At 32.2% G+C, this 13,013-nt stretch carries 12 protein-coding genes; 6 read left to right on the top strand and 6 right to left on the bottom strand.

From position 1 onward, the window contains the following. Positions 1 to 29 precede the first annotated feature (29 nt). The 6 genes from EG814_RS10030 to EG814_RS10005 form a co-directional block, all read right to left on the bottom strand. Complete coding sequence (locus EG814_RS10030) at positions 30 to 1,115, bottom strand: alkaline phosphatase family protein (protein ID WP_125721465.1); 1,086 nt, start codon at positions 1,113 to 1,115, stop codon at positions 30 to 32. Between the two features lie 109 nt (positions 1,116 to 1,224). Beyond that, positions 1,225 to 2,556, bottom strand: a complete 1,332-nt coding sequence (locus tag EG814_RS10025) for a DUF58 domain-containing protein (RefSeq protein ID WP_125721463.1) — start codon at positions 2,554 to 2,556, stop codon at positions 1,225 to 1,227. A gap of 148 nt (positions 2,557 to 2,704) precedes the next feature. Beyond that, positions 2,705 to 3,718: an AAA family ATPase gene (locus EG814_RS10020; protein WP_125721461.1), complete on the bottom strand. Its 1,014-nt coding sequence runs from the start codon at positions 3,716 to 3,718 to the stop codon at positions 2,705 to 2,707. A 92-nt stretch (positions 3,719 to 3,810) separates the two neighbouring features. Continuing rightward, entirely contained in the window at positions 3,811 to 5,013 is a 1,203-nt protein-coding gene (locus EG814_RS10015) for a DUF4350 domain-containing protein (RefSeq protein WP_125721459.1), read from the bottom strand. Then, on the bottom strand, positions 5,006 to 5,779 hold the full coding sequence (locus EG814_RS10010) for a DUF4129 domain-containing protein (protein ID WP_125721457.1): 774 nt from the start codon (positions 5,777 to 5,779) through the stop codon (positions 5,006 to 5,008). Before EG814_RS10010 ends, EG814_RS10015 begins: the two co-directional genes overlap by 8 nt. 9 nt (positions 5,780 to 5,788) lie before the next feature. After that, positions 5,789 to 6,769 carry a stage II sporulation protein M gene (locus EG814_RS10005; protein WP_125721455.1) on the bottom strand — a complete coding sequence of 327 codons (981 nt, stop codon included), beginning with the start codon at positions 6,767 to 6,769 and terminating at the stop codon, positions 5,789 to 5,791. A gap of 20 nt (positions 6,770 to 6,789) precedes the next feature. Between EG814_RS10005 and EG814_RS10000 the strand changes: the two genes are divergently transcribed. From EG814_RS10000 to EG814_RS09975, 6 genes are all read left to right on the top strand, one after another. Then, entirely contained in the window at positions 6,790 to 7,533 is a 744-nt protein-coding gene (locus tag EG814_RS10000) for an RDD family protein (protein WP_125721453.1), read from the top strand. Positions 7,534 to 7,629: 96 nt separating this feature from the next. Then, positions 7,630 to 8,481, top strand: a complete 852-nt coding sequence (locus tag EG814_RS09995; protein WP_125721451.1) for a hypothetical protein — start codon at positions 7,630 to 7,632, stop codon at positions 8,479 to 8,481. A 157-nt stretch (positions 8,482 to 8,638) separates the two neighbouring features. Further along, positions 8,639 to 9,241, top strand: a complete 603-nt coding sequence (locus EG814_RS09990) for a trimeric intracellular cation channel family protein (RefSeq protein ID WP_125721449.1) — start codon at positions 8,639 to 8,641, stop codon at positions 9,239 to 9,241. An 84-nt stretch (positions 9,242 to 9,325) separates the two neighbouring features. Beyond that, positions 9,326 to 10,273 carry a FemAB family protein gene (locus EG814_RS09985; protein WP_125721447.1) on the top strand — a complete coding sequence of 316 codons (948 nt, stop codon included), beginning with the start codon at positions 9,326 to 9,328 and terminating at the stop codon, positions 10,271 to 10,273. Continuing rightward, entirely contained in the window at positions 10,270 to 11,412 is a 1,143-nt protein-coding gene (locus EG814_RS09980) for a DegT/DnrJ/EryC1/StrS family aminotransferase (protein WP_125721445.1), read from the top strand. The genes EG814_RS09985 and EG814_RS09980 overlap by 4 nt, the downstream gene beginning before the upstream one ends. Next, entirely contained in the window at positions 11,412 to 12,905 is a 1,494-nt protein-coding gene (locus tag EG814_RS09975; protein ID WP_125721443.1) for an oligosaccharide flippase family protein, read from the top strand. The genes EG814_RS09980 and EG814_RS09975 overlap by 1 nt, the downstream gene beginning before the upstream one ends. Positions 12,906 to 13,013 lie beyond the last annotated feature (108 nt).

Raw genomic sequence — 13,013 nt, 5'->3', positions numbered from 1 at the left:
ATTCGTGAATTCGTGGCGGAAAAAAAATACTATTTCTCAAAAACTGCTTTTACTTCTTCATCTACAGGATGATCTGTTTTGAAAGTGTGACCTAGAAATTTTGCTATGGTTTGAGCAAATTGTTTTTGGTAGATCTGAGAATCGGTTTTGATTTCGCCTTTTGGGGCAATTTCTGGACCCATCGCGGCAAACCAAATTTCAGAAGCGCCAGCAACATCAGAACCGTGATCTGTCCATTGCGATTTTACTTTGTCGCCACGGCCGTGATCTACCGTTATAAACAAAGTTGTTTTGTTTTTGTATTGCGGATCATTTTGAGCAAAATTCCAGATTTCCTGAATCCATTTGTCTACTTGATTTGCCGCGTCTAAATACGAACGATATTGTGCGTGATGCGCCCATTCGTCGGTTTCTCCGTATGCGATATAAAGCACTTTTGCTTTTTTCGTCTTTAATTCATCTAATGCCTGATAATGTGTAAAAACGTCTAAACATTCGTCTTGATGAAAAGGCTTGTAAGAGTTGTCACGCATTTCATTAAGCAGTTTTTGAGTGGCAGTTGGCTTGTTTCCGCCCACTTTATCAAAAGCAGAAATTACTGGAAAACCGCTTCTTTCTTCATTCAAAATTCTGTCAAAAGCATCCCATGCTCCAAAAGCTGCAACTTTTCCTTTCAGTTTAGATTGTTGATTTAAAAACTCTAAAACATTAACATTCGGATTGGGTTTGTAACCGTTTGAATTGACTTTTAAATCGACATTTCCAGTCATAATTTCGCTATAACCAGGATAACTAAACCAATACGGATTGGAAACGTCAACTTTGTTTCCTAAATCTCGATTTCCGTAAATCTGACCTTTCGAGGCAATTTCTGACCAGAAAAAAGGCATTATTTTTTTGCGGGATTCTTTTATATCTGGACTGCTGTATTTTTTATAAATGTAAGCGCTGTCTCCTTGATTGAATTTTTTATCATTGGCAATTGCGACATCTACTCCTTTAAAAACTTCTTGCCATCTAAAGCCATCGGTAGTGATGATAATGATGTTTTCTGTTTTTTGTGCTTGAGTTTGAATGCTTAATAAAAGGAACAGAAATAGAATTGCTTTTTTCATGTTTTATCTGTTTTTAAGTTTTTATTATTTTCTTTCAAAACTACTTTAATGATGGCAATTACAGTAAAGCTAATCTGTAAAAATAACCATAAGTTAACAGATTATGTGCTTACAAAATCCCTCTCGATTTAATTTCTAGATATTTATTGATAGCATCCAAAGTCAGGTTTTCTGGCTGCGTTAAAACAGAATGAATTCCGTATTTCTTCAGTTCGTTTACGATTAATCGTTTTTCGAACATGAATTTTTCGGCAATCACTTTATCATAAACTTCCTGAATAGTAGTTGTTTTTTTATTGATAATGCTGTTTAATTCTGTATTGCTAAAGAAAACAACAACCAATAAATGGCTCTTCGCAATTCCTTTTAAATAAGGCAATTGACGATTTAAACCATCCATAGTTTCAAAATTGGTATAGAGAATTATTAAGCTTCTCTGATTGATGTTTTTCTTAATATCGACATACAATCTGCTGTAATCGCTTTCAAAGAAATCTGTTTTTACGTTATAAAGTGATTCTAAGATTTTCTGCATTTGAGAGCCTCTTCTTTCTGCAAAAACGCGATTTTCTACCTTTTTTGAAAAAGAAAAAAGACCAGCTTTATCTTGTTTTTTCAAAATAACATTAGACAAAACCAAAGCCGAATTAATAGCATAATCTAATAAACTTAGTCCGTCAAAAGGCATTTGCATTACGCGTCCTTTGTCGATTGCCATATAAACCGATTGCGATTTTTCGTCTTGAAACTGATTGACCATCAAAGAGTTTCTCTTTGCAGTGGCTTTCCAGTTCAGCGTTCGCAAATCGTCGCCTTGAACATATTCTTTAATTTGTTCGAACTCCATCGTATGTCCAATTCGGCGTATTTTTTTGATTCCGTATTGAAAGAGATTGTTTGAAAAAGCAATCAGATCGTATTTTCTCAATTGAATATAAGACGGATAAGTAGGAACCATTTGATCATTATCAAAAGAAAATCTTCTCGAAATCAATCTTAAAGGCGAAGAAACATAAATATTTAAAGCGCCAAAATGATATTCTCCACGTTCTGTCGGGCGAAGATCGTAACCAATTTCTTTTTGCGAAGCTGCTTTTATCGTCTTTACGATTTTGAAGTTGCGAACTTGAAATTGAAACGGAATTTCATCAATAATTTTAACCGAAATAGGAAAAGAATAATGATTTTTTAAATGAATTGTAATCGGATTCAAATCTCCGTTTGATAATTTTTCAGGAGTAATTCTTTCTGCTTCAAGACCTGTTTGGGCTAAATACAAAAGTAAAATATCAAGTCCTAAAAAAGTGATTAAACCTAGGACTAACAGCCAAACCGCATTGTACATATTCGGAAAAATAAAGGCACAAATAAATAATCCTATAATACCGATAAGCACATAGAAAAAGAAATTGTTCAGATATAGACTTTTTATGAATTTCACTTTGTTTTTGTTTACTTCGTCCGTTCGGCTTTCAGCCTCGGGTCAGGTTTAAAGTTTCAGGTTTAAAGTTTGCCCTTCGACTTCGCTCAGGGAGACAATTGGTTAATTAGCCAATCATCATTTATAATTCATAATTCACAACTAATAATTATCTCGGAATCTCTACCGTTTCAATAATCTGTTTAATGATTTCAGAACTTGTCAAACCTTCCATTTCGCGTTCTGGCGCAACAATTACACGGTGCTGTAAAACCGGAATTGCAGCTTCTTTTATATCTTCTGGAGTTACGAAATCGCGTCCGCGAATGGCTGCAAAACCTTTAGAAGCATTTAGAATAGCGATTGAAGCACGAGGCGAAGCTCCTAGATATAAAAAGGCATTTTCGCGTGTATTTACAACGATTCTCGCAATGTATTCCAAAAGATTTTGTTCTATTCTAATTTGTTTTACCAAACCTTGATATTCTTTGATTTCTTCAGCAGAAAGAATGGTTTTTATAGCATCTAATTTTCCGTGATCTTGCAAAGAATGTTCTCTTTGAATGATTAAAATCTCTTCATCCAACTTTGGATAATCGATTGTAATTTTAAAAAGAAAACGGTCCAATTGTGCTTCAGGCAAGCGATAAGTTCCTTCTTGTTCAACTGGATTTTGCGTTGCAATTACCAAAAATGGCGTTTCTAATTGATAAGCAGAACCGTCAATTGTAATTTGGCGTTCTTCCATTACTTCAAAAAGTGCGGCTTGGGTTTTTGCTGGAGCACGATTGATTTCGTCAATTAAAATCAGATTGGAAAAAATTGGCCCTTTTTTGAATTCAAATTCTGAGTTTTTCAGATTAAAGATTGAAGTTCCTAAAATATCCGAAGGCATTAAATCTGGTGTAAACTGGATTCTGCTGAAACCGATATTTAGAGTTTTAGCCAATAATTTAGCCGTAATGGTTTTGGCAACTCCAGGAACACCTTCCAAAAGAACATGACCGTTTGATAAAATGGCAACCAAAAGCTGGTCTACCATTTTATGCTGTCCTACAATTACTGTTTCAATCTCTTTTTTTATTGTGTTTACATGATCTAAAAGAGGAGTTAGGTTAATTCTAGTTTCAAAATTCACATTTTCGTTTGTGATTTCGCTTGATGTTGTATTGATGTCGTCCATAATTTGGTCTGTTTTTTATTTTCTTTTGCCACTGATTAAAAGCTTTTTAGTTAATTGTGCTAATCTTTTTAATCTGTGGCAAATATTTTTAGTTAATGTAAAATCTTTTCAATTGCTGCATTTATTCGGATAAGGTCTTCTTCCAGACTTCCGTGATAAGTGTTTCTATGGTCATTTATTAATTGAACCAAATGGCGAATGTCTTTCTCGTCTTTTCCTGTTTTATAATGCAATTTGGTTATAAAATCGTCATCTAATTTGGTAGTGTCAAGTAAATAATCGGTTCTTATTTTTTCTAAAAAGTAAATAATCTTTTTATCAATAATATTGGTATGATCGCCTTCCTGATAATATAAGTTTCCGACAGTTTTAGTAAAATCGACAGTAAGATTCTGCAATGGTTTTATAATCGGCACGATGCGCTGTTTTCTTTTTGCATTGAAAATCATAAAAATAAGAATTCCGATTATGCCTAAATACCAAGCCGATTTCAAAGCAGGCTGACTCCAAATATATCGCATTGGAGAACTTGAAATTCGTTTGTCGTTAAAACTTTTGTTGTACCAGAAAATATTTCCTTTCGGAATATAGGATACTAGATTTTCAGTATATTGATAGTTGTCTTTTTTCAGCAGATTATAATTGGTAAAAGCCACTGGCTGTGTGTGCAGATACAAATAGCCATTTTTATACGGAACTTCAATAAAATTAACTTGTTTTTCGTTTTTACGAGTGGATTGATAGCCTAAAACTTTTGTGTTTAAGGTATCAATTTTCGAAAAATAATCGCTCAGTCCTGTATTAAAAGTATATTTTTTTTGACTTATGTTTTTATTTGCTATCCAAGCCGAAGTGCTGTCATTGGGAATAAAATCGGTTTTCAGTTCAATTTTTAAAGAATCCAATAGCACTTTAGGAAATACTTTCATGCTTAAAAAAGCATTATTTCCGTGAGAAACAAAATATAGAATTTCTTTCATCGACTGATCGTCAATGTTTTCAGCTTCAGAAATATTAATAAAAGTGCCTTTTATTTTATAGGTTTCAACATTTTCATTTTCATCATATTTTGAGTCCAAATATTCGTAAGGTGTTTGTGTCGAAATTCTTTCTACTTTCTGTTTAAAAAGTCCATCAGCTTCCTGATCAAAAACGTATAATCCGAATGGAATTTTATCATCAACTGAATATGTTGGAGTCCAGTCAATAGGTTTTGGCTGGCCTTTGTCTACTAATAATGTTATTCCGAGAATTAAAACCAGAATAGCAATGTATATTTTAACTTTATTATCCATTACCAAAGGTTTTTAATGCTTTTTTAAATCTGTTTTCAGTCTTTCTGAATGTTGTTTCGTCAATTTCAAATTCGCCGTACCAAATATAATTGTACAGATAAGAAAGATATGTAAACTCTTCTTTATGAGCAGGATTATGCAATTCGTACAAATAATCAGAATTGGTTTTTTCGATATCCCATTCAATATAATGATGCTGTGCCATTACTTTCAAAAGCCATAAATAGTAATATCGTATTGCGACTCTTCTTTCGCCGGCTTCAATACTTTCTTTAATCAGTTTTTCAAAATCTAAAAGATGGATGTTTTTCTCAGCATCTGAATAAAATAAGGTTCTTTTGGCATTTTTTCCAAAAATCCATCTTCCTTCTTGTTTGGTCAAAGCTCTTGCAATAAAATAAATTAAGACAATAACGACCAAAACTGCAATTATTCTAAATAAAATAGAAATAAAGCTGAGAGACGATTTTACACTGCTGAAATTAAATAAATTGAAAATTTGTCTAGCCAACCAATGCTTAAAATGATCCCACCAGTTTTTTTCGGGAGTTTTGTATTCGTAGATAAAATTTTTATCGGTATATTTTTTCTTGAAATTCTTTTCAAAATGTCTGGCTTCTACAGTTCTAGAATCGATTTGAATGTCTTTTTCGGTATATTTAATTCCAGTAATTTTTGGAGGATCCGGAGTTAAAGGAATAGAATCCTGAGCCTGAGAAATACCGCAGCACAAAAGAAAAGATAAAATAAATAATAATCTTGTCATTACTTGTTCTTAAAGTTTTTCGGCGGTTAAAGAATAAATTTTTTTGTGCACAATAAAAGGGTAAATCAAGTAATAAAATGAAATTATGGCAAGCGTCACTAAGATAATAAAACTGCTTAGCCAATTGGGCATATCAATAGAATATCTTGTAATAAAACCTTCTAAAAATCCTGCACTTATCGTGAAAGGGAAAGTGCTTAAGAATATTTTGAAACTGTTTTTGAAGCCAATTTTAAAAGAATTTAATCTCGAAAAAGTTTTAGGAAATAGGATAGAAGCTCCTAAAATAAATCCAGCGGTAGTTTCGATTACAATGGCGAAAATTTCCATAGAACCATGAATCCAAATTCCTCTCACACTTTTCCAGAAAACGCCTTGTTCATAGAAAAAATATTGAAAAGAGCCCAGCATGATACAGTTTTGAAGAAAAATATTAAAAGTTCCGATACCTACAAAAATGCCATAAAAATAGCATTTGGCGCCTACAAAAAGGTTGTTTACAGTAATGCCAATAAAACTACCCCAATTGCTGCCCGAACCGTACACAGCCATCGGATTGCCTTTTTTAATGTTTGCCAAAGTCATATTGACGTATTCGTCGCCTAAAATGAGACGTACAAAATCAGGATCATAGCGGGCAGAAAGAACACCAATTGAAACGGTGACAAAAAATAGCGTAAAAGCATAAACCAAATACCTTCTGTACTCGTAAACCAATAAAGGTACTTCGATTTTAAAGAAATCGATAACGCGGTTCTGGTCTGTACGTTTGGTTTTGTAAATTTTCTGATAAATCTGAGACGCCAGATGATTAAGATAAACAACCGTTTTACTTTTAGGATAATACGTTTGAGCATACGACAAATCATTCATCATTTGAATGTACAAATTAGCTAATTCATCAGGATTTTTTTTAGCTTTACCAAAAATTGCCAGCTCAAACTCGAGCCATTTTTCTCTGTTTTGTTTTATAAAGGCGATTTCTCTCATTGTAGGCTAAAATATGAAATATGTCAGAATTATCTATTAATACGACACAAAATGTCAAAATAAATTTTATTGCTGCTTCTGTCGGCGAAAGACTAGGTGCTTTTTTTATTGATTTGTTTATTGTAATCTGTTATATAACAGCACTTTCTATAGTTCTTTTCGACTGGCTGCAGCTAGATCGACTGATGGTTAATTTGGATGGCTGGTCACGAGGTGCGATTTTTTTAATGCTTTATTCTCCGGTTATAGTGTACTCGCTCGTTTTAGAAAGTGTTTTTGAAGGACAGTCTCTTGGCAAAAAGTTATTAAAAATTAAAGTCGTAAAAATTGACGGTTATCAGGCTGGTTTTGGAGACTATTTAATTCGATGGTTTTTTAGAGTAATTGATTTTTTTACTTTTTTTGGACTTCCTGGACTCATTTCTGTTATAACCAGTAAGAACTCGCAGCGATTGGGCGACATGGCGGCAGGAACAGCTGTAATTACTTTAAAAAATAAAATTAACATTAGCCATACTATTTTAGAAGAAATCGGCGAAGCTTATGTGCCAACGTATCCTTTGGTCATTAAGCTTTCAGACAACGATATGCGTATTATTAAAGAAACTTTTCAAAAAGCAGCCGCCAAAAATGATCATGAAGTGATTTACAAACTAGTTGCAAAAATTGAAAGCGTAACAGGCATAAAGAATCAATCTGGAAATAATAGCGATTTTATTCGCGTAATTTTAAAAGACTATAATTTTTACACGCAAAATATGTAATTTTTTGCAGATGGTTGAAATTGTTTTTCTAGCTTTAATAATATTTTTTATATTTAACTAGTTGTTATCCAATTTTTTAAATATAAAAATAAAACTATGAAAAAGACAAAGTCGTTACTAGCCCTATTGCTATTTTTTATTACGCTTTTTAGTTTTGCCCAAAGCAGAAAAAAATTAGATAGAATTGTAAAAAGAGATTATCAGATCATTGAATGTACGATTTTAAAAATGTCTGATAAAACCGTAGAGTATTCACTTCCAGGCGAAACAGTTCAAATTTCGTTAGATGTTTCGCAGATTGCCAAGATCGATTTTGCAAGCGGGAGAACTCAAACTTTTGATGCTTCTTCAACGCCAAGCAATACGGCTCAAAATACCAGCCAAAGTATCGAAACTGCAGAAATGAAGCATAATGTAATTGCTGTATTGCCAATTCCTTATTTAAATTCAGATAGTCAGCAAAGTTCTGAAGATATGGCAAAATTTGCTCAAAACGATCTGTACAACAAATTGCTGGATAAATCGTCTAATATTTTACCCTTAACAGTTCAGGATTTAAGAACGACCAATAGCCTTTTGCACAAAGCAGGAATCGATCACAATAATATTGACGAGACGCCAATAGAAGATCTTGAAAAAATATTAGGAGTTGACAATATTGTGGCTGCAAAAATTTCATACACAATTGGAACGGCTTCTACAGCTACAACTTACAGCAGTGGAGATACAAAAGTGAGCAACAATAATAAAAAAGTGTCCTCAAGCGATATTTCGACCACTACGGCAAACAATCAGAGTTACTATTACTATACGGTTTATTTTGACATGTATAGAAATAAAGATAAAATCTACTCACAAACCCGTAAGCCCTTATTGGCAGTAAAAGACAGTTGGATGGATTCTATTACTTACTTATTAAAAAGAAGTCCGATTTATGTAAAAAAATAATAAGTATTTCATAAGTTAGGTATTCTAAAAGCATTTCATACAACTTTGTAGCTTTGATGCTTTGAATCTCTGTAACAAAAAACCGATTCAGATTTACTAAGATTATTCCTTACAACTTTGTAACTTTGGCCCCTTGCATCTTTGTAACTCAAAAAAAATGTTTCACTTACTTGATATTATAGGGACAATGGCATTTGCTATGTCTGGCGCCTTAACCGCAATGCACAAAAAACTAGATCCTTTTGGGGTTTTTATCATTGCATTTGTAACCGCTGTTGGAGGAGGAACATTGCGTGATGTTCTAATCGGAAGAACTCCCGTTGGCTGGATGCGCGACATGCAATACGTATATGTGATCATTTTAGGATTTTTTCTAGCGATTCTTTTCAGAAAAAGCTTTGATAAACTTCGTACTTCGTTGTTTTTGTTTGACACAATTGGTCTTGGCGTTTTTACATTAATTGGTCTAGAAAGAGGACTTTTAACAGGTCTTCATCCAGCAATTTGTATTGCGTTGGGAACAATGACAGCTTGCTTTGGCGGTGTAATTCGTGATATTTTATGTAACGAAATTCCAAACGTTTTTCGAGAAGAAATCTATGCAACCATTTGTATCTTAGGAGGAATCGTTTTTTTTGGATTGCGAAAACTAAACCTAAACGACGATATATTATATCTAGTTACGTCTCTTGTGATTATTGTAGTTCGTTTAATGGCAGTAAAATACAAATGGCATTTAAAAGCATTCGATCATAAGTAGAAAAATATTCAGCCACGAATTTCACGAACTTGCACTAATTTAATTCGTGAAAATTGGTAAAATTCGTGGCAAAAAAATAAAACTTTGAAAACATTCGTTGTAAGAAAATACAATAAAAACGATTATACGATTTGGAACGATTTTGTCGCTCAGGCCAAAAATGCCACTTTTTTATTCCATCGTGATTTTATGGAATATCATAAAGATCGTTTTGAGGATTTTTCGCTTTTAATTTTCGAAGAGGAAAAATTGCGCGCTATTCTTCCCGCTAATAAAAAAGGAAATTCGATATATTCTCACCAAGGTTTGACTTATGGCGGATTAGTGTTTTTATCGAAATTGAAAGCAGAAAAAGTAGAATCAATCTTTGATGAAATTTTGCTTTTTTTGAAAGAAAATAAATTCGAAACTCTTTATTACAAGCCAATCCCAGATTTTTATTTGTCAGAAGGAAATGCAACAATCGACTTTTTTTTAATGAAAAGAGGAGCGGTTTTAGAACGAAAAGAAATGAATCTTGCTGTTAATCTGACAGTTCCTTTGAAGATTTCAAAAAGCAAAATGAAACACTTTAGAAGAATTGAAAATCTTGATATAGATATTTTTGAAGAAGATAATTTTGATCCGTTTTGGGAGAAAGTTTTGGAACCAAGATTATTAGAAAAATTTGATGCAAAGCCAGTTCATTCAAAAGAAGAAATGGCACTTTTAAAATCTAAATTTCCTCAAAATATTAAACAGTATTCTGCTTTTAGAAATGACGAAATTATTGCTGGAATAACCATTTTTGAAACTAAAAATGTTGTAAAATCGCAATACGGAGCAACTTCAAAAACAGGAGAAGAATTTAGAGCTTTAGATTTTTTGTTCATCAATTTGATTCATAAATACAAAAGAAAAGGAAAACATTTCTTTGACATGGGCATTGTTGATTCTGATACTGAAGATTATAATAGTGGACTTTTAAAACAAAAAGAAGAATTAGGCTGTTCTGTTTACAATCAGGATTTTTATAAAATTGAAATAAAGTGATACCTTTTTTAGACCTAAAAAAAATAAACAAACCGTATGAAACCGCTTTTCAGGAAAAACTGAAATCGGTTTTAGAAAACGGCTGGTATATTTTAGGAAAAGAAGTAGAAATTTTTGAGAAAGCATTTGCTGAATATTGCCATTATAAATATTGCATCGGAGTAGGAAATGGTTTTGATGCCTTAGTTCTTATTTTTAAAGGATATATTGAACTCGGAAAACTCCAAAAAGGCGATGAGATAATCGTTCCTGCAAATACTTATATTGCGAGTATCTTAGCCATTTTGCAAGCCGATTTAATTCCAGTTTTAGTCGAGCCAAAATTGGAAACTTATAATATCAATCCAAATTTAATTCAGGAAAAAATCACTCCAAAAACCAAGGCTATTTTAGCGGTTCATTTATACGGACAATTGGCTGAAATGGAAAAAATAAATGAAATTGCAGAAAAGAATAATTTAATTGTTGTTGAAGATTGTGCGCAATCACATGGAGCTAAAATCAATAAATTCCAAGATCAAAATTCCAAATTCCAACCAAACGGAAATCTAAAATCTAAAATCAACAATCTAAAATCAGCTTGCGCTTATAGCTTTTACCCAGGAAAAAATTTAGGCTGTTTGGGCGATGGCGCAGCAATTACAACAAACGATTCTGAATTGGCAAAAGTGCTTTTTTCGCTTCGAAATTACGGTTCTGAAAAAAAATATCATAACGAATATATTGGCGTAAATTCGAGATTAGACGAATTACAGGCTGGTTTTTTAAATCTAAAATTACCCAATTTAGATGCAGATAATGAGAAAAGAAGAGCCGTTGCCAAACGTTATTTAGCAGCAATTAAAAACGATAAAATAACGCTTCCGTTTTGGGATTTTTCCACAAATCATGTTTTTCATTTATTTGTTATTCGAACCGAAAACAGAGAAAATCTGCAAGAATATTTAACTCAAAATAATATTCAAACGGTAATACATTATCCAATTCCGCCGCATCAGCAAAAAGCCTTTGAAGAATGGAATAAGTTGTCATTCCCAATTACCGAGAAAATTCATAGAGAAGTTTTGAGTTTGCCAATAAGCCCAGTTTTGACTGAATCGGAAGTCGATTTTATTATTGAAACTATTAATCGTTTTTAATGTCTGATAATAAAGCGTCATATCGGCAAATTTTAAAATCAACTTCTATTTTTGGAAGTGTACAGTTTTTGACTATTTTATTTTCTGTTATCAGAACAAAATTTATTGCAGTTTTTATTGGAGCAGAAGGAATGGGGATAATAGCCATGTTAAATTCGATATTGAATTTAATTAACAGCATAACAGGTTTGGGAGTTGAAACAACCGCAATAAAAAGCATTTCAGAAAACTATAAGGGTGACGACATTAGATCGGTTTCAAAGATTGCATCCATAATAAAACAGATAATGTTTTTTACAGGAGTTTTAGGCGCTGTAGTGACTATTATTTTCTCAAAATGGATTAGCATATTTAGTTTCGGAAATGATAGTCAATATGGTTCTCTTATAATTTTGTCTGTAACATTGATTTTTAAGCAATTAACATCTAGTCAACTGGTTATCTTACAAGGGTTGAGAAAATTAAATTTTTTAGCAAAAGCCAATCTGTATGCCAATCTATTTGGATTACTGTTTTCTATTCCGCTCTATTATTATTTTAAAATCGATGCCATTGTTCCTACTATTATTTTAAGTTCTTTCGCAGCGCTTATTTTTTCATTTTATTATGCATCAAAAGTAAATTTACCAAAGAAAGACATTAGTAAACAGGAGCTTTTAAACGAGGGAAAAAGCATCGTAAAACTTGGAATAATGTTAACTGTAAGTTCTTTATTAACTTTTCTTTCTGCCTACCTTACCCAGATTTATATCAGTAATGCAGGCAATACAGAACAAGTTGGTTTATATAGTGCAGGTTTTACGTTATTGAATTCCTATGTAGGATTAATTTTTACGGTAATGAGTACAGATTATTATCCGAGATTGGCGGCAATAAATAACGACAATGACAAGGTTAGAATTAGTGTTTTACAGCAATCTTATATTTCGATTTTAATAATTACGCCAATTATTGTCTTGTTTCTCACATTCATACCGATCATTATTAGAGTTCTTTATACCTCAAAATTTATGGAAGTGATTCCGATGGTTTGTTTTGGAATTATCGGAATGTTGTTTAAAGCTGCTTCATTCTCAATGGGATATATTTTAATTGCTAAAGGAGATTCTAAAATATTTACAAAAACAGCAATTGTATTTAATACTTTATCTTTTTTGTTGAATATTGCAGGATATTATTTTTATGGTTTAGAAGGACTCGGAATTAGTTTCTTATTTTATTCGATTATTCATTTTTTTGCTATGAAAATAATTACGAAAAAAAGATATAATTTTTATTTTAATAGAAAGGTCTATGTGACTTTCTCGATCTCTTTTTTATTCTGTATTATGAGCTTTTCGTGTAGATATATTGAATTGCAAGTTTTAAGATCAATAGTAATGGGAATGCTTTCGATATTGTCTTTTGTCTATTTTTTGTATGAAATCAATCGGCAAATAAATTTGAAGGATAGTTTAATTTCAGCCTTCAGAAATAACAAAAAGGAATTATGATTGCGAAAATGAGGTTTTTGTATAGCCAGATAAAGTTTTATTATTCAGTAAACTGGATCAAAACGTTATATTTCAATTTTAAGAAATTTCCATTTAAGACTGCTAAAG

Source organism: Flavobacterium ustbae (assembly GCF_003946915.1).
Lineage (GTDB): Bacteria > Bacteroidota > Bacteroidia > Flavobacteriales > Flavobacteriaceae > Flavobacterium > Flavobacterium ustbae.
The sequence above is the reverse complement of the archived record's forward strand: the minus strand, read 5'-3'. Positions and strand labels throughout refer to the sequence as shown.